Source organism: Streptomyces sp. NPDC020801, from assembly GCF_044334385.1.
Taxonomy (GTDB): Bacteria; Actinomycetota; Actinomycetes; order Streptomycetales; family Streptomycetaceae; genus Streptomyces.
On the sequence record NZ_JBIRST010000008.1, the window covers coordinates 210,361 to 228,850 of the forward strand.

Consider the following 18,490-nt stretch of genomic DNA (forward strand, 5'->3'; position numbering starts at 1 on the left):
TCGCGCGCTCACCGAAGGGAGCCGCCATGACTGTCGCCTACGCGTGGGCGCCGATCACGAAATCCGAGAAGGCCGAGGACGGCACACTGACCGTGTACGGGCCGGCCGCCTCGTCCGCGCTGGACCGGGACGAGCAGCGCCTCGACTCGGGCTGGCTCGACCAGGCCATGCCGCGCTGGCTCGCCGAAGGCGGGGGCGTGCGTGAACAGCACGATCCGAAGCGGGCGGTCGGTGTCGGTGTGGGCCTGTCGAAGGGCGACGACGGCGCGCACTACCTCACAGCGAAGATCATTGACCCGGTCGCGGTGAAGAAGATCGAGCACGGCGTCCTGCGCGGCTTCTCCGTCGGTATCAAGAACCCCAAGGTCGAGCTGGGCAAGGCCGACGCCCCGAAGGGCCTCGTCGTCGACGGTGACGTGATCGAGGTATCCGTCGTTGACCGGCCCGCCAACCCCGGCTGCATGTTCGCCCTGGCCAAGGCCGACTCAGGAGGCTCCCTCGCCCTCGTCGGCGACGCCGAAGTCGTAGAGAAGGCAGACACCTTCGGACTGCCGGCCGAGCTATACGAGCGGCTCGCCACCCCAGTGAAAGAAGCTCTCGCGGGGCTCGCGGCGAGCGGCGCGACGGTCACCGCTGAGGCCACGAAGACCGACACCGCAGGCGAGACGCCCGTCGTGGTCAACGTGTCCGTCCAGGCCCCGGAAGCGGTGAAGGCGGACCTGTCGGCGGCCGGGCGGCGTAAGGCGGCCGCGTCCGGTGCGGCGATGGAAGACGGCTCCTACCCGATCCAGACCAAGAGCGACCTCCGGAAGGCCATCAAAACGGTAGGCCGCGGCGGCGCCGACCACGACAAGATCCGCAAGCATGTGATCACCAGGGCCAAGGCCCTCGGACTGGAGGCCATGGTGCCCGAGAACTGGAACGCAGACGGATCTCTGAAGAAGGCTGATGGCGACGAGGACCTCGTCGCGAAGGCCGAGGAGATCCTCCGCGACGTGCGCGCGCTCGCCCCGACGCTGGTCAAGGCCGACGACGGCGAGGAAGGCGGCGACAGTGGCGAGGACGAGTCGTCCGACATCGCGAGCGCCGAGCAGGCCATCGCCGTGATCGCACAGCTCATCATCAGTGAGGCCGAGTCCCTGGCCCAGGGCAACATGAACGAGGCCTGCGACATCGACCTCCTCCTCTCCGCGGTCCGGTCCCTGAAGTGGTTCAAGCAGCGCGAAGAGGCCGAGCAGGCAGGCGTTGGCGACGCCGATATGGAACTCGCCGACAAGCCCGCCTCGAAGACCCCCGTCCCCGCCGCCACCGACGGCGAGGACGACGAAGACGAGGATGAGGAGGACGACGCCAAGGCGTCGAAGTCCGAGGCCCCCACGCTCACCAAGGCAGACGTCACCGAGCTGGTGAAGTCCGCTGTCGCAGAGGCCACGAAGCCCGTAGAGGAGCGCGCCAACGCGCTCGCGGCCGACCTGGTGAAGGCGCAGCAGACCATCAACGAGCTGAAGGCCCTGCCGCAGCCGGGCGGACCGGTGCTCACCCGCACCACCCAGCAGGAGGACGCGGCCCGCAAGAGCGACGCCGCGCAGCTCCGCGCGCAGGCGAACGGGTTCCTCGCCAAGGCCGACGCGTGCTCCGACCGCTACCTGGCGGACGGCTACCGCGAGAAGGCCAAGGAGCTCCTGGCCAAGGCCGACGCCTGACCGCATCCACCCGACCGACTCCCGACCCCGCAAGCGGGGTCTTTTTCATGAAGGGAGCAGGGCTGTGGCTCTGCCCAATGCAGAAGTGCTGTTCGGCGACTCGCCGGACGCCCCCAAGCTGTCCAAGGCGGAAGTGGCCACGCGTTTCGACGGGCTGATGCAGGCCGTCGACAACGCCCCGACCCGGGTCCTTGGCCCGCAGGACGTCGCCTCCGCATTCTCAGCCGGACACGGTATCGACTTCACCGGCCAGCCGAAGTCGGCATACGGTGCGCTCGCCAAGGCGCTTGAGGCGCCCGAGCTGGTCAAGGGCATCAGCGCGGAGGCCCTGGCCTCCGTGACCGACGCTCTGGAGCAGCTCAAGGGGCAGCAGCCGGACCTGGTCAAGGACATCACCACCGGCTCGCCGATCTCGACCGGCCTGGTGGCGTTCGACCTCGAGGCCCCGGCCAAGATGCTCACCCCGCGGCCCACGCCTCTGCGCAACCGGATCCCGCGCAAGAAGGGCATCGGCACCAGCCACCGCTTCAAGCGGATCACCGGCTTCACCGGCACCGGCACCGGCGGTGTCGGCAACATCCACCCCGGTATCGCCGACACCACGCAGACGAACTTCGCCCCGTCCGGCGCGTCCCAGTCGCTGTACTACGCGCGCGGCCCGAAGATCTCGTACGCCGGTGACGACCAGGTCGTCCCCTACAGCCAGTTCAGCGTCTCCGACGAGGTGACCTGGTCCGCGCAGTACGCCGGCCAGGGCTTCCAGGACATCCGCCAGCTGTCCCGCACCAGCCTGCTCTACTCGAGCATGCTGCTGGAGGAGCGCATGCTCCTCATGGGCCGCGGCACCGCCTCCGCGTTCCTCGGCGCCGTCGCCGCCCCGACCGGGCTCACCCTGACCGCGCGCTCGGCGGCCGCCGGCGAGACCGCGCTGTCCGGCGTCTCGACGAACATCTACATCAAGGTCACCTCGGACGCGGGCGACTTCGGCCAGTCCGTGCTGACCTCCGCGGCCAACGTCGCCCCGTCCGGCGGGCAGGTCGTCGACGTCACCGTCACCCTTCCGGCCGGCGCGACCGGTCTGCGCGTGTACGTCTCCACCGGCGCCTCGGACCCCGGCGACGCCTCCCGCTGGTACGCCGGCCGCTCCGGGTACGCCACGTTCACGCTGCAGGGCGCGCTGCCCACCTCCGGTACCGCGGCCTCCACGGTGACCGCGGACAGCACCGCGTACGCGAACGGCTACGACGGCATCCTGCCGATCTGCACCGGCGCGAACTCGGGCTACGTCAACCGGCTCAACGCGGCCCTGTCGACGTCGAACCCGGGCTCTGAGTGGCAGGCCGCGTTCGCCAGCCTGTACCAGGCGGTGAAGGCGGACCCGGACCGGACGCTGCTGAACGGCTCGGACCGCAAGCAGCTCTCCGACGCCCTCAAGACCAGCTCGTCGTCCAACTACCGGATGACGATCACGCAGGACGAGGTGTCCGGCGTGACCCTCGGCGACGTGGTCAACACCATCGTCAACGAGGTCACCGGCAAGGGCGTGAGCGTCGAGGTCCACCCGTGGATGCCGCAGGGCAACAGCGTGATCCTCTCCGACACGCTGCCCGTTCCGGACTCCCAGGTGTCCGAGGTCTGGGCGGCCTGGAACGTCCAGGACCTCATGGGCATCGACTGGCCGGTCACGCAGTTCGCGTACGAGTCCTCGTCCTACTGGTACGGGACTTTCCTCTGCTACGCCCCGGCGTGGAACGGCGCGATCACCGGCATCAAGCTCGTCTGAGCCCACGAACCGCTGGGGCCCGCGTCCCCGCTCCGAGGCGCGGGCCTCAGCACCCCCGAAAGGAGACCGGCATGGCGCGCATGTGCCTGCCCGACGGCGCCGTGCGCGGCGTCGACTTCGAAGGCGCCCGCACCGGCGCCCGCCTGGGCTCCTACACGCCCGGCAGAGACGGCACGGTCACCGTCGACAACCCGCGCCACATCAACGCGCTGCGCGAGATGGGCGCCTTCGCCGCGAACCTGGGCGGACGCACGGTTGGCGGCTACCGCTGTACGGACTGCTCGTTCGGATCATTCTTCAAGACCTGCTCCCGCTGCGGTGGGACCTGCGAGAGGGAGAGCTGATGCCCCCGAGGAAGCGCGCAGCCAGCGCGCCGAAGGCCAAGCCCGACGAGCCCATCGAGCCGCTCACGGCAAACGAAGACGCAGGACTGGCAGCCGATGAGCCGGCCTCCGAACTGCCGGACTCTGGCCCCGCCGACGACGGATCGTCCGACGCTGGCGACCCAGTTCCCCCGGACGACCCCGATGACGAGCCGGAAGGCAGCGACGACCCGCAGACCGCCGACGCCCCGTGCATCGAATGCTTCCCCGGCGGCTGGCCCGCACAGTCGAACGCGGTCGGCTGCACCCACGGCACCTGGCAGCGTGACTGACCGCACCAGCGACGGAGGGGTGAGCTGATGCCGTCGATCCCGTACGTATCCGCAGCCGCCTTCAAGGCCCACCCCACCTACCTGGATCTGGACGACCTCCGCTCAGGGTCCACCTCCGACGCCGACCAGACTGCGGAGCTGGTCAACCTCCTGCTCATGGCCAGCGACTGGGCCGACAACAGGGCCGGGCAGAACCTCGGCGCCCACACCGTCGTGCAGAACACCCGGGCACGCTTCGACCGGTGCGGCAACCTGCGCCTGCACCCGAACAACACGCCCGTGCTGGCAGTGTCCTCAATCGCCTACGGCTGGTCGCCGGCCTCCCTCACGACGGTCACTTCACCGTCAACATGGGTGGAGGACGGACGCGTCGTCATCGCAGCGCTCGCAGGGGGCGGCGCCTGGTCCGGCTCGCTGCAGTTCGGCTCCCCCGCGTCTGGCGGCGAAGTATTCGTGCAGCTCACCTACCAGGCCGGATGGGTCGCAACCCAGCTGACCGCTGGAGCAACCGCGGGGGCGCCAACGCTGACTGTCGCGGACCCCGCTGGCATTCTGCCCGGGCAGACCTACCGGATCTGGGAGCCCGGTTACGAGGAGGACGTGACGGTGTCCCCATCATGGGTGCCTCCGGCCGTAGCAGTGCCAACCGTGCCAGTCTCGGTGACGCTCGCAGCGCCCACAGCCTTCGCGCACGCGTCGGGGCACGATTTCTCCGGGATGCCGTCAGACATGCGGCTCGCGGTCACCAACTACGCCGTCAGCGCGCTGATGCGGCCGGATACCGCGCGCGAGGACTCCTACCCGGATACGTCCCTGTCGTCGGGCACCCGGCAGACCGATCCGCGACAGGACGGGTCCGGTCTCGTGGCGGAGGCCGAACGGATCTTGTCCCGGTATCAACGAGTTCGCTGACCGCGCACGCCCAGAGTGAGGAGGTGCCCCCACTTTGAGCGTTCAGACCACCCTCGACGGGATCTGCAGGTATTTCGGCGGCCCCTACGACCCACAGACCCGCACCTACCGGTCCTCGCCGCTGTCGCAATACGGCGTCGGTGTCGTCCGGCGGGCGTGGGCGAAGCGGGATGATCACCAGGACTATTTTTGGGGCCAGCCACCCGGCGCCCGGACCGGCTGCCAACTCATCGTGTTCATCCCCCGGCACAGTGAGCGGCGCATCGCGCTCGGCGGCGAGCACAGCGGCATGAAGCAGGTCACCTACGAGGTGACGCTGAACGCCTTCATCCGTTCCCGCACCGAGTACGCCGAGGACGCCCAGGACGACGTCTACGCCCTGCGTGACGGGCTCGTCGAGCACATGCGCCTCGACCGCACGCTTGGCGGGGCTGTGTTCCAGGCCGGTGAGCATGTCGACGGCGGCCTGGACGGCATCGACTTCCGGTACGGCCAGCCGGAGACCAAAGCCGAGCTGACCAAGTCGTTCCTCGAAATGACCTTCGCGGCAATCGAGTTCGTCACGGCGTGACGGGCGCCGCGCCCCTTTCCCCTTCGTTCCTCTCTGCCTGCGGAGTTCGCATGCCCACTAAGCCCCTGAAGGACGAGCCGACGCCGCAGGAGACGGCCGCGCCGGCCGCCGAGCGCCCCACCACCGCGACCGAGCCTGGCAACGCGGCCGCCGAGCCGTCCGGTCCGGAGCCGGGCGTGTACGAGTACACGCACTTCGCCGACTGCGTGTACCCCCACGTGCCGCTCACCTGCCGCGCGGCCACCGCCGATGCGCCGGCGACCGTCTTCGACTGGCCGTTCGGGCCGCCCGACGATGGCCGCTGGACGCGCACCCGTAAGAAGCCCACGCAGGCCGCGGACAACGCCGGGCCTCTCACAAGCGAGGAGTGACCGGTGCCGACTCCCACTACGTACGCACCCGCCAAGCAGTTTGTCGGCATCGCCACCGAGGCGGTGCAGGGCACGGCGGTTGCGATGACCAGCACGGTCCTCGTCGACCAGATGAAGCCGAAGGACAACCCCCAGTTTCTCGACGACAAGTCGTGGCGAGGGTCCATGGCGACGGACTCCTTCGCGAAGATCGCCGGGGTCAAGACGGCCGAGGTCGAACTCGGCGGCCCCGCCTACGGCGACGGGCTCGGATACTTCCTGCGGAACATCCTCGGCGACCTCACCTACACCGGCACCTCCACCGGAACCGGCAGCACCACGCTCGCAGCGGCCGCCTCGGCCGGGGCAACGTCGATCTCCTGCGTGGGCACGATCCCGAATGGCACGATCGTGCAGATCGGCACCGGGGCGACGGCCGAGGTGTTCACGACCGGCACACCCACCGGGTCCGGCCCTTACACGATTCCGCTCACCACCCCGACGAGTGGTCTGGTGTACGCGCACGCGTCGGCTCAGGCAGTGCAGCCAGTCACCGGCCCGTACACGCAGGCCCATGCCCTCCTCAACTCGGGTTCTGGCCAGCCGGTTACGCACACCATCACGCACTTCCTCGGCCCGACCGCGACCAGCGGTGCGCGCCAGTACCCAGGCGCGTGCTTCTCCGAGTTGAGCATGAAGTGGAACGCCGAGAGCGAGCTGCTCACGTGGAGCGGGAAGGCCACGACATGGCCGTCGGTCGCCCTCGGCTCGGCGCCGGTCGCCGCGCCTTCCACGGTGCTGCCGGTCGCGTCGTGGCGGATGCTCCTGGGCATCGGCGGCCCCGCCACTGGCGCCACGCTGATCAACACGGTCACCGACGGTGAGCTGACCATCAAACGCGAGGTCAACCCGTACTTCACGGTCACCGGCACGCAGAACCCGTACATCATCCAGCGCGGCGGCCTGTCCGTGGAGGGCAAGCTCAACTTCGTCGCCGCCGACGAATCGCCACTGCTGTACATGCTGAACAACACCCAGCCGCAGCTGCAGATCGTGCTGGACAACGGCCTCACGTCCACCAACAAGATCACGTTTCAGATCGACTGCCAGACCGCCGCCTTCACCTCCATGGACCCCGAGGGCACCAAGTCCGCAGTCGAGTACGGCGGCTCCTTCACCGCCATCCTCAACACCACCAATTCCGGCGGTAGCGGCGGCTACTCCCCGATCAAGGTCAGCGTGACCAACAACGTCCCCCCCGGCACCTACTGAGCCGTCCCCTTCGGAGCATCGGAGCACTCATGTCCACCACTGAACGCATCACCCTGCCATCCGGCAACTGGATCCAGTTGCGCGACGCGAAGACTCTCAGGCGTGGCGACAAGAAGCGTGCGATCTCGAGCGTCACCGACACCGATCGCGTCGTAAAGATGGCCTATGAGATGACTGACGGCCTGCTCGCCGTCCTCGTCATCGACTGGTCCTACGAGCTGCCCCTGCCCAGCAAGTCGCTGGAGTCCCTCGATCTCCTGCCGGTCGAGGATGACGACGCTCTGATGAAGGCCATCGAACCCGCCCGCCTGCTGATCTTCCCCGAGCAGCCGAACCCGGCCGACCCGAAGCAGCGTGAGGACCCGGCGTCCCCTACCGAGCCCTCCGCCGCCTAAGGGCGCGGTTGGAGGGACGCCCCGTGCCGGCCGGGCACCTGACCACCCCGTTCGACGACGCCTACGACTATCTGTGGTACGCCGAGCGCTACCGGTGGACCCCGGCCCAAGTCGACGAGATCCCCGCATGGGTGGACGCACGCCTCCCACTCATGGCCATGGAGGTCGACGCCGCGCGGGAAGCCGCGCACGAGAAAGCCATGCGGGACGCCGAACGGGGGTGACCTCCATGGCGGGCGGGGTTGAAGTCTTCGGCATCGCGGAACTCGGCGCAGCGCTGGAGAGGATCGCGCTGTCGCTGAACACGGCCACACGGACGGCAACAGCGCAGGCGTCACATCTGCTTGAGGCGGAGATCAAGAAGACGCTGACGACCACCAGCCACCAACGCGGCACCCCAACCCCGTCCGCCCCAGGGGAGCCGCCGTCACTGGTAACCGGCACGCTGCGGCGCTCCATCACCGTGGACGGACCGCACCCGCTCGGCCTCGGCCGCTGGGACGCCCAGATCGGCCCGACTGCCGTGTACGGGCGCATCCAAGAGGTGGGCGGCGTCACCGGCCGCGGGGACGCCACCGTTCTGCCACCACGTCCGTACTTGCAGCCCTCGTTCGAGCGGCTCGCCACATCGGGCGCTCTGAGCCAGATCTACCACTCGGCGTGGCGCGCGGCGATCGCCCGCTGAACCTCCTCCAGTCCACCGCGCTGCAGGCGCCCCAGATCGTGAACAAGGGGGTGCCGTGGCTGAGGGAGCACTCCTGCCTCCGGTGCTGGTTCGCCTGATCGGCGACATGACCCAGCTGCGCGCCACCCTGCGTGAGGCGCGCGCGCAGGTTGACGGCACGGCCTCGGGCATGAAGGCCGCTGGTGCGACCGCGTTTGAGGGGATGGCCCGCCTGGGCCGTTCCGTGTCGATCGTCGGCGTGGGTGCAGCGGTCGCCTCCGTGAAGATGGCGTCGGCGTTCCAGACCGCCACAGTCCAGCTGGTCACGAGCGCGGGTGAGACGAACGACAAACTCCAGATGGTTCGCAAGGGCCTGCTGGACATGGCTGGGCAGGTCGGCGTCAAGGCGACGGACCTCGCTCACGCCATGTACTACGTCGAGGCCGCGGGCTACCACGCAGGTGGTGGCCTGACGGTCCTCAAGGCGGCCGCTCAGGGCGCGGCGGCGGAGGGCGCGGACACGACCACTGTCGCAAAGGCGCTGACGGATGTCCTGAAGGACTATCACCTGAAGGCGTCGGCCGCAGGTGACATCACCTCGAAAATGATCACTGCGGTGGCGCACGGCAAGGTCAACCTGCAGGACTTCTCCGCTGCTTTCGCCAACATCATCCCCGCCGCATCCGCCGCAGGCATCAGCTTCAACGATGCCGCCGCCGCGTTGGCCACCATGACCAACCACGGCTTCACCGCACAGCGAGCCAGCCAGAACCTGGCGCAAGCTCTCCGGAGCCTGCTCAACCCAACGAAGCCCATGCAGAAGGCATTCACCGAGTTCGGGGTGTCGTCGAGCACTCTGAAGGACAAGCTCCACGGCCCTAACGGGCTCACGGACGCGATGGAGTACCTGTCGCAGGCTGCGTCGAAGGCAGGCAAGGAAGGCACGCCCGAGTTCGCCGCGGCGCTCAAGCGGCTGATGGGCACCGCCCCGGGAGCGAACGCGGCGCTCACGACGGTCGGCGCCAACTTCAAGGACACCAACGACACGATCAAAGCCATGTCCGGGTCCACGGTCGACGCCCAGGGCAAGGTCAAAGGCTTCGCGGAAGTACAGCAGACCCTCGGCCAGAAGGTGAAGCAGCTCAAGGCCTCCTTCGACAGTCTGATGATCCAGCTCGGGACGAAACTGATTCCGGTCGTCACGGCCGTGATCACGTACTTCGCCCAGCACAAGTCGGCAGCCACCGCCCTCGCGGCGGTCATCGGTGGCGTCCTTGCCCTCTCTGTCGTCGCTTACGCCGCCAAGCTCACCATGAGCGCGGGGAGGACCGTCGTGTCCTTCGCGAAGATGGGCGTCTCCGCAGCCCAGGCCGGCGCCCGTGTCGTCCAAGGATTCCGGGACGCGCAGGTCGCCGGGTCGGCGTTCTCTGGGAAAGCGGGCTCGTTCGGCGGCGCGCTGCGTAAAGGCTTCGACGCTGCGGTGTCCGGAGCGAAGACCGCTGGATCCGCGGTCGCCGGGTTCGCCAAGAACGTGGCGTCGGCAGCGGCTACGGCTGGCAAGGCCACCTGGTCCGGCATGGTGACCGGTCTGAAGGCCGTGGGTGGTGCGCTGAAGACCGCCGGTCTCGCCGCGCTGGACTTCTCCAAGAAGATGATCCAGTCGGCGATCGCCGGGGCGCGGGCTGCTGCGGCTTGGGTGGTGGAGAAGGTTGCCCTGGTCGCCAGCACCATCGCGGAGAAGGCGGCCGCTATCGCGCAGTGGGCGCTGAACGTGGCCATGGACGCCAACCCAATCGGCCTCGTCGTGCTGGCGCTCGCCGCGCTTGTCGCAGGACTGATATACGCGTGGAACCACTTCGCCTGGTTCCGTGACGGTGTCAAGGGCGCCTGGTCAGCCATCGTTGGCGCGGCGCAGACCGCCTGGTCCGTGCTGCAGCAGGTCTGGTCCCTGATCGTCTCAGGCATCCAGACGGCAGGACATGGCATCGAGGCGGGTTGGCAGTACATCGTCAACGCGTTCGTCCACGCCTACCACACTGCGGTGTCGTGGGGTTCGTCCCTGCTCGGCTGGGTGCGCGCGCTCCCGGGCCGGATCATCGGCTACCTGGCCGGACTCGCCGGGCGGCTGGCGTCGCAAGCCTCCAGCGCTTGGTCGAGCTTCAAGTCAGCTGTGGTCTCGAAAGCCTCGGAGGCGATCTCCTGGGTAAAGGGCCTGCCAGGGAGGCTCAAGTCCGGTCTCGGCAACCTGGGTAGCCTGCTGTGGAACAGCGGCGTGTCGCTGATCAAGGGCTTCATCAGTGGTATCGAGTCCAAGGTCGGCGACGTTGTTCACGCCGCCTCGGGGCTGGTGTCGAAGGTCAGGAGCTTCTTCCCGTCCAGCCCCGCCAAGCAGGGGCCTTTCAGCGGTCGCGGGTGGGTGCTGTACTCCGGCCACGCGCTCATGGAGGGCCTCGCGCAGGGCATCCTTGAGCGGCAGGACCATGCGGTTGCCACCATGAGGGGGGCTGCGCAGGCGACGGCCGACGGCTTCGCGCGCACGCTCGGCATCTCGAGCCCCTCCAAGGTCTTCCGGAGCCTTGGCATCTACGTCAACGAGGGCCTTGTCGACGGCTTGACCGGCAGTACGGCGCGGGTGAAGGCGGCGACCCGACGTGTCGAGAGCCTGCTGATGCAGACGTATAACCGGGTCGCCGATATGCGCGGTACCCGGGGCGTCAGCAACAAGTGGGTGAACGCGCACGAGGCCACGATCAAGCGGCTCGAACGGTACGCCGCCAAGGAGGACAAGGTCCTCCGCTACCTCGCGGCGAAGCGGGACTCGGTGGCGGCGCGGATCAAGACGGCGCAGAAGGCCCTCGCCGCGGTGCAGAAGCAGTGGTCGGACGAGGTCAAGAGCGTCTCCCAGGGCGTGATGCAGGGCTTCAGCATCGTCACGCAGGCCCCGCAGGAGGGCTTCGCGTTGTCGGCGCAGGACGTCGTCAACCACATGCAGGACCAGATGCAGAAGGCCGTCCAGTTCGCGGCCCAACTGCGCGCCCTGCAGAAGAAGGGACTCAGCTCGGATCTGGTCGCGCAGATCGCCGCTGCCGGAGTGGACCAGGGCGGCGCGACGGCGGCCGCGCTGGCGGGCGCATCGAAGGGACAGATACAGCAGATCAACGCCCTGCAGAAGACCACGAAGTCCGCCGCCGACAGCGCGGGCCGGGCGGTCGCTGACTCGATGTACGGGTCGGGTCTCAGAGCGGCGCAGGGCCTGGTGAAGGGCCTGCAGTCGCAGGAGAAGGCGATCGAAAAGCAGATGATGAAGATCGCCACGTCCATGCAGAAGGCGATCAAACACGCCCTCGGTATCCACAGCCCCAGCCGCGTGTTCGCCGAGATCGGCACCTGGATCCCCCGCGGCCTCGCGGCCGGTGTCGAGGGCAGCGCGCACCACGCGACCCAGGCCGTCACCCAGATGGCCCGGGCGGTGGTGGGTGCGGGTTCGCTGACTGGCCCGATGGCTGGTGCGGGGCTGGCGATGGCCGGCGGCGGGGGCGGCGCCGTCGTGAACAACTACCACCTCGAGTTCACCATCGAGGGCCACGTCCTGACCGAGCGGAAGCTGCGGGACGTGGTGGAGCAGTCGATGCTGCGGCTCGGCATGCGGAACAGCACGACCTACGCGCAGTACAAGCGCTGACAACAAGAGGCGAAGGCGCCGCCGGGCGCCGGATTGGTGGTGCCCGGTGCCCAACCCCAAGCTGTCCACGCTCGTCGACGCGTTCACCGCGGCAGCGATCGACACCACGCTGTGGAACAACGTCACCGGCGGTGCCGCAACACTGGACACGGTCAATGACCTGGTAACTCTGGCCGTGCCCACCTCGTCGGGCGCGATCAACACGTTCGGCACGAACAACCTGTACGACGCCACGTCCAGCAGCATCTACGCGCAGATTGGCGTTGCCGCGAACGGCAACGGCAACACCAAAACAATCATGCGGGTGCGGTTCGACGCGAACAACGCAGCGACCATGCGTGTCGAGTCCGGCGTCTTCAAGCTCACCATGCAGATCGGGGGCACCCTCACCTCCACCACCCTGCCCACCTACGACCCCCACCAGCACCGCTGGTGGCGGCTGCGAGAACTGGGCGGAGCGTTCTACGCCGACACAAGCCCAGACGGCCTGACCTGGACCCAGCAGGCATCCATGGCCTACTCCTGGGACGCCACCAACGTCACGCTGCGCGTCGAGTCGCAGGCCGGGGCGACAGAAGTCGCGGGCAACATGTCCGTGATCGGCAACGTGAACACCCGACTCGGCGGCCAGTTCAACCCCAATTGGCCGCTCACCGAAGACGGCTGGGGACCGTACTGGAGCGCCAACAGCGGCACATTCCCCGCCGACCGGTACGTCGAGGTGTCCGACCGCACCCGCGGCACGGTGTCGATCCAGCGGGGCCGTCAGTACGAACTCGACCAGGTCCGCAGCGGCGAGGCCAGCCTCACGCTCGCCAACACGGACGCAGCGCTGGACCCGATCAACACGGCCGGCCCCTGGTATGGCCACATCGCCCCGTACCAGCCATACCGGCGGCGCGCGCAGTGGCCGGCCACCAGGAACCTGCTGGATCAGGTCCACGCCACTGGCGGCGACCTCGGCGGCTACGCCCTGGGCACGATCCCCGCTGGTGTCGGCGGGGCCGATATCTCCTCGTCCACCGACACCACCGGCGGCTCCTTCGTCTCGTCGGCCTCGGCGTGGCAGGGCACGACGGTGATGCAGTTCGCGGTGCCGTCCGGGTCGACGTCGACCTCTCGGGCATGCCACACGCCGCGCTGGTCCGTGCGTCCCGGGCAGACGTACACGATGCAGATGCGTGTCCGGGACGTCACCGCGTCGACGTCGCTGTCGGTGCAGGCCTTCATCGGCTGGTACACCGCTGGAGGCGGCGGCAGCCCGACCTCCGTCACCTACGGCTCGAGCAGCACCTTGACCGGCTCGACCACGGCCGGGTGGACGACCATCACTGTCACGGCGACCGCGCCCGCGAACGCGGCCGGCATGGACGTCGGTGTCGCGCTCGCCGCCAATGCGGCAGCCACCTGCAACCTGCAGGTCGACGGATGGCAGGTGGAAAAGGGTGCCACCGCGAGCGCGTGGCTGGTCCCCGGCGTATGGTTCCCCGTCTACGCGGGCTGGACGGAGCGCTGGCCGTCGCAGTGGGACATGGGCGGCCTGTACGGACTTGTCGCTCCGACCGCAGTCGACACGTTCTCGCTGCTGAGCCAGCAGCAGTTGTCGGACCCGCTGACGCAGGAGATCAACAGCCACGTCCCTCGGTTCCTGTACAAGTTCGGTGACCCCAGCGGCTCAACAGCAGCGACCGATTGGACGGGAAACTGCCCTCCGGCGCAGCTGGGGGTCAGTAAGTACGGGGCCGGATCGTGGGTGTTCGGAACCTCGATCACAGCTACGGACTCGACCGGCACTTACACGGGCAGCACCGGCACCGTGGCCACGCTGAACAACCCCAACCCGGGCAGCAACACCCTCTCCGCGGCCACTTTCCTCAAATTGACGAGCGCCGGGATCGCGGGGCCTGCAGATCCAACGCAGTGGGTCCGGATGATCGCATTCAGGTACATGGGTCCGACGCCCAGCTCGGGCGCTTACATGTGGTCGAGCATGGACCGCCAGCGGGCGAACGGTAGTCCGTCGGGAAGCCACATCTACGTGTACCTGGATACCGCGGGCAAACCTAACGTCTGGATTCAAGGCCCGGGCGGCGATGGTCTGGCATACCTTTTCGGTGGTGCCACGAACTGCGTGGACGGCGACTGGCACCTGCTGGTCTTCGGCTACAACCAGGCGACGCAGCAGGTTATGGCGTCACAGGACGGTACTGCAGCAGCCTTCTATGGCAGCGTCCCGAATACATACGCTCCGACCGGGCTCGTCGCCGACAACGTTGGAACATTCGTCGACGCAACGGTAGGCAACGGCACCATTCTCAATTTCAAGGGCGACATCAGTTTCGTCTGCGAGTTCAGCACATTCTTCGGCTCAACCGACATCACCAACCTCTATCAGGCGTGGAAGAGCGCGTGCGCTGGTGAATCAAGTGACGCCCGCTACGCGCGGATCCTGCGATACGCGGGCTACAGCGGCCTCTCCTCCGTACAAGCCGGGCTCACCACGAGCATGGGCCCGGCAAGCCTCGACGGCCAGGATGCCATGGCAGCCCTGCAGAGTGTGGTGGACACCGAGAACGGCGCGCACTACGTCGACCGTGCAGGCGGCGTCGTGTTCAAGTCGCGCTCGAGCCGGTACAACGCCGCCAGCCCGACGTACACCTTCGGGGAGAACACCGCGGCTGGCGAGTGGCCGTACGAGGACTGCCAGCTGGATTTCGACTCCACCCACCTGTCCAACCAAATCACGGTCACGCAGGAAGGCACGAGCCAGAACTTCTACGCCACGGACAGCACATCGATAGCGGCGTACTTCGTGCGTACAATGTCACGGACCATCAATTCCAGTGACACTAATGAGTGCCAGGACGCTGCGAATTACCTGCTATCCCGATACAAGCAGCCTTCGCAAAGGGTCAGTTCCATCAAGCTGCATCCGTCGGCGAATCCCGCATTGTGGCCGGTATGCCTGTCGCTGGAACTCGGCACGCGGGTGCGGGTGATGCGCCGGCCGCCGGGGGCCCCAACGATCCAGGTCGACTGTTTCGTCGAAAACATCGCCTGGGACTTCGGAGACGACGGCGAAGCGTGGGTCACCCTGCAGTGCAGCCCGGCCGACCTGACGCCGTACGGCGTGTTCTCCGCGTGGCACACGACGCTCGCGTCGTCGATCGCCTCGGGCGTCACGTCAATCAGCGTGAATGCGTCGGCGGACAACACCAATCCGCTCGCCGCTCAACTCGCGGCCGGGCAGCAGCTGGTGCTCGGCCAGAACACTCCCAACCAGGAGACCGTCACGGTCAGCGCTGTGGGCGCCACGAGTTCCGGGTGGACGACGGCCACGATCACGCTGACTGCGGCCACGACCAAGAGCCACACGGCGGGAGACGTCGTCTGCGAGCCCCTGCCGAGCGGCGTCACGGACCCCACCACCTACGACGCCGTCAGCAAGTTCGACTCGACCGCTTTCGCCTACTGATCGGAGGCCGTTTTGGCACGCATTGTTCCCGTCTCCGCTTCGGAGGTACCGGGAAATTTCGAGACTGCCGCGTTGTGGAACGCGCAGGTCAAGGCCCTCAATGACTTCCTGACCGCGCCGCCCGTTTTCAGCGGCTATGCGGCCTCCTCGCAGTCCATCCCCAACGGCAACGTCATGACGGCGCTCAACTTGGACACGGAGGTCCTCGACAGCGACGGCGGCCATTCCACCATCACCAATACCTCCCGCTACACGGCCACCGTGGCTGGCACCTACCTGGTTATCGGGTCGGTCGGGTTCACATCCACCAGCGGCGGCGACCGGCGAATCCAAATCGCCCTCAACGGCGGCTCCATCACCGGCTCCGGTAACTCTATGGACCCGAGCCAGGCAGTGCTGCACGGCCTTATGACGGCTGCGCTCGTGACCATGAACGGCAGCAGCGACTACGTCGAGGTCATGACCGCTCAGTCCACCGCTGGCGCCCTGTCCACCAACAACAGCGGGATCTACGTGCCGAGCATGAAGGTCCTCTGGATCAGCCGCTGACCCGGCCCCCCTTCGCTGTTCCGCTCTCACGCCCCTCGGCCGCCGGCCCGGGGGTTTCCTCATGTCCCATCGCGCCCCCTCGGAGCCCTTGTGACCAGTGCAACCCGCAAGTTCGGTCGCCGCGCGCCTAGCCGACGGCCCGCTCTCTCCCTCTCGCGCGTCCTCACGGGGAAGATCCCCGCGCACCCGGCCGCGGCCGACTACCTCGCCGCCCTCAACGACGGCTGGCAGATGCTCGGCAACGACCGCGCGGGCGACTGTGTGGCTGTCACCTGGGCCAACATGCGCCGCCTCGTCACCGCGATCTGCGGGGCGGAGAACTACCCGTCGCAGGACCAGGTCTGGGAGATCTACAAGACGCAGAACCCGGGCTTCGACCCAAACGGCGACCCGAGCGTCAACGGGCCCGGCTCGCCGGCCGACGGCGGCATGGACATCCAGACGCTGCTGGAGTACCTCGTCAAGGTCGGCGGCCCGGACGGGACGAAGGCGCTCGCGTTCGCCAAGGTCGACCCCACGCAGCCCGACCAGGTCAAGGCCGCCATCGCAGTCTTCGGTGGTCTATGGACAGGCATCGTCGTCCAGAAAGCCAACCAGCAGGATTTCACCGACGGCAAACCGTGGGACTACCACCGCAGCAGCCCGGACGAGGGCGCCCACTCCGTCCTCACCTCGGGCTACGGTGCACCCGGCCCGGGCCCGCTCGGCGGCGACGAGCGCATGGAGACCTGGGCTGAGGAGACCTCGTTCACCGACGCCTACTGGCGGCGCAAGGTCGAGGAAGTCTGGGTCGTGATCTGGCCCGAGCATCTCGAGCACCCGGACTTCCTGGAGGGCGTCGATCTGACGGCGCTCGCCGCGGACTACGAGGCCTTGACTGGCAAGCCGTTCCCGGCGGTCGTCCCGCCCGCGCCTCAACCGCAGCCGACGCCCACTCCGGTGCCTTCCCCTCCTCCCGCGCCCACTCCTTCTCCGTCTCCTGTCCTGGATCCTCGACTGGTTGAGGCGTATCGGGCGATGAAGGCGTGGGCGCACGACAACAAGGTCCGCTGACGTGAGCTGGCTCACCTCCACCTGGGGCCAGTTGTGGCCGAACCTCCTCGCCGACGCCCTGTGGGTGCCGCTCGCCGCCTGGTGGGCGCACTCCCGGGTCCGCCGTATCGCGGCTCGGCACGCTGCGCTCGTCGAGAGCGCGCTCCGACAGCACCGCGAGGAACTACACCTCTACCTCGGTGACGGGCCCGGCCGGCCCTGATCCGCCCGGGACCATTCTCCCCCTCACCAGCCCCCGCCTGCCGGGGGCTTCCGCATGCCCGGGAGGGCACTCATGGCAACAGCATCGGACTGGAAGCGACTACTCGACCACGTGATGGCCGTCCCCGAACGCATCTACGAGCACTGGTCCAGCAGCGTCGGCTGGGACAACCACACCCAGTTCGGCCAGGAATACGGCTGGGACGGCGTCGCCTGGTGCGCCATCTTCGACTGGGACATGTACCACGACGTCGGTCTGGACGCGATCGTCCCCAAGACCGCGTCGGTGGCCGCCATGGCGGCCTGGGCCAAGCAGCACAGCCAGTGGTCCGAATACCCCTCCGTCGGTGCCTGGGTCGACTTCGGCAACGGCAGCCACACCGAGATAGTCGTGGGCTTCGACGCCGACAACGTCTACACCAAGGGTGGCAACAGCATCCAGGCCGGCGCGAGCGACGGTGGCCAGGGCAACGGCGTCTGGTCCCACAGCCACGCCCGCACCAGCAGCTACGTCACCGGCTACTTCGCCCCGCACTTCCCCGACGGCTGCCCGCCCACCGCCGACCCGAACGACTACCGCGGCGGCACTGCGGTCACCTCCTACACCTGGCCCGGCCCTGACAGCCCTACGCCGACCCCAGTGGCGGAAATCGCCCGCTACCAGGTCGTGATCAACGGCCTCGCGTACGGCTACGGGGCGCACGGCGACCACGTCGCCAAGGTCGGCGAGGCCCTCGTGGCAAAGGGCTTCGGCCAGCACTACGCACAGGGCCCGGGGCCGACATGGTCGGACGCTGACACCCTCAACTACAGCGACTACCAGCAGAGCCTCGGCTACACCGGGATGGCGCCACATGAGGACGCGGACGGTGTGCCCGGCCCAACGACCCTGAAGCAGCTGCTCGGCTACATCCCGGCCGCCAGCGCCCCGGCTCCGACGGTCTCACTGGCCCACGTGCGGGCCGCGGCACAGACCGACCCCGGGGCTCCGCAGGGTCACCAGACCCACCCGGCGGACGTCCGCATCGTCGAGGCCGCGCTCATGACCGAGGGCCTCCTCGACAGCGCCTTCGCCCGCGACGGGTCGTGGGGCACCAAGACCATCACCGCCTACGCGCACTGGCAGCGCCGGGCCGGCGTGCCGGGCCCATACGACGGCATCCCCGGCACCACCAGCCTGACGAAGCTCGGCAAGCGCCACGGCTTCACCGTCACCGCCTGAAGG

Annotated in this window: 17 protein-coding genes; all 17 read left to right on the plus strand. The window is 68.2% G+C overall.

The features are described 5' to 3' along the window. The first annotated feature begins 26 nt into the window (after positions 1–26). Positions 27–1,703 (plus strand): hypothetical protein, encoded by a 1,677-nt coding sequence (locus ACH4UM_RS19030; protein WP_398180225.1) that lies wholly within the window; start codon positions 27–29, stop codon positions 1,701–1,703. A gap of 64 nt (positions 1,704–1,767) precedes the next feature. Further along, on the plus strand, positions 1,768–3,486 hold the full coding sequence (locus tag ACH4UM_RS19035) for a hypothetical protein (protein ID WP_398180228.1): 1,719 nt from the start codon (positions 1,768–1,770) through the stop codon (positions 3,484–3,486). A 71-nt stretch (positions 3,487–3,557) separates the two neighbouring features. Then, positions 3,558–3,830: a hypothetical protein gene (locus ACH4UM_RS19040; protein ID WP_398180230.1), complete on the plus strand. Its 273-nt coding sequence runs from the start codon at positions 3,558–3,560 to the stop codon at positions 3,828–3,830. Then, positions 3,830–4,141, plus strand: coding sequence for a hypothetical protein (locus ACH4UM_RS19045; protein WP_398180233.1), 312 nt, complete (start codon positions 3,830–3,832; stop codon positions 4,139–4,141). Before ACH4UM_RS19040 ends, ACH4UM_RS19045 begins: the two co-directional genes overlap by 1 nt. 27 nt (positions 4,142–4,168) lie before the next feature. Continuing rightward, complete coding sequence (locus ACH4UM_RS19050) at positions 4,169–5,053, plus strand: hypothetical protein (RefSeq protein WP_398180236.1); 885 nt, start codon at positions 4,169–4,171, stop codon at positions 5,051–5,053. Between the two features lie 34 nt (positions 5,054–5,087). After that, positions 5,088–5,624, plus strand: coding sequence for a hypothetical protein (locus tag ACH4UM_RS19055; protein ID WP_398180239.1), 537 nt, complete (start codon positions 5,088–5,090; stop codon positions 5,622–5,624). Positions 5,625–5,674: 50 nt separating this feature from the next. After that, on the plus strand, positions 5,675–5,995 hold the full coding sequence (locus ACH4UM_RS19060; protein WP_398180242.1) for a hypothetical protein: 321 nt from the start codon (positions 5,675–5,677) through the stop codon (positions 5,993–5,995). A 3-nt stretch (positions 5,996–5,998) separates the two neighbouring features. Further along, positions 5,999–7,246, plus strand: a complete 1,248-nt coding sequence (locus ACH4UM_RS19065) for a phage tail tube protein (RefSeq protein ID WP_398180245.1) — start codon at positions 5,999–6,001, stop codon at positions 7,244–7,246. A gap of 29 nt (positions 7,247–7,275) precedes the next feature. After that, positions 7,276–7,641, plus strand: a complete 366-nt coding sequence (locus tag ACH4UM_RS19070; RefSeq protein ID WP_398180247.1) for a hypothetical protein — start codon at positions 7,276–7,278, stop codon at positions 7,639–7,641. A 23-nt stretch (positions 7,642–7,664) separates the two neighbouring features. Continuing rightward, entirely contained in the window at positions 7,665–7,865 is a 201-nt protein-coding gene (locus ACH4UM_RS19075; RefSeq protein ID WP_398180249.1) for a hypothetical protein, read from the plus strand. Between the two features lie 5 nt (positions 7,866–7,870). Next, positions 7,871–8,326, plus strand: a complete 456-nt coding sequence (locus tag ACH4UM_RS19080) for a hypothetical protein (protein WP_398180252.1) — start codon at positions 7,871–7,873, stop codon at positions 8,324–8,326. Between the two features lie 55 nt (positions 8,327–8,381). Further along, positions 8,382–11,987, plus strand: a complete 3,606-nt coding sequence (locus tag ACH4UM_RS19085; protein ID WP_398180255.1) for a phage tail tape measure protein — start codon at positions 8,382–8,384, stop codon at positions 11,985–11,987. Positions 11,988–12,033: 46 nt separating this feature from the next. Beyond that, on the plus strand, positions 12,034–15,462 hold the full coding sequence (locus ACH4UM_RS19090) for a hypothetical protein (protein ID WP_398180258.1): 3,429 nt from the start codon (positions 12,034–12,036) through the stop codon (positions 15,460–15,462). Positions 15,463–15,534: 72 nt separating this feature from the next. Next, the gene (locus tag ACH4UM_RS19095; protein WP_398180261.1) at positions 15,535–16,011 is read left to right on the plus strand and encodes a hypothetical protein; all 477 of its coding nucleotides are present in this window, start codon (positions 15,535–15,537) and stop codon (positions 16,009–16,011) included. A 90-nt stretch (positions 16,012–16,101) separates the two neighbouring features. Continuing rightward, positions 16,102–17,064 carry a hypothetical protein gene (locus tag ACH4UM_RS19100; RefSeq protein WP_398180264.1) on the plus strand — a complete coding sequence of 321 codons (963 nt, stop codon included), beginning with the start codon at positions 16,102–16,104 and terminating at the stop codon, positions 17,062–17,064. 1 nt (position 17,065) lies between these two features. Further along, complete coding sequence (locus ACH4UM_RS19105) at positions 17,066–17,266, plus strand: hypothetical protein (protein WP_398180267.1); 201 nt, start codon at positions 17,066–17,068, stop codon at positions 17,264–17,266. Positions 17,267–17,338: 72 nt separating this feature from the next. Further along, a complete protein-coding gene (locus ACH4UM_RS19110) occupies positions 17,339–18,487 on the plus strand; it encodes a peptidoglycan-binding protein (protein ID WP_398180270.1) in 1,149 nt (382 codons plus the stop codon). Positions 18,488–18,490 lie beyond the last annotated feature (3 nt).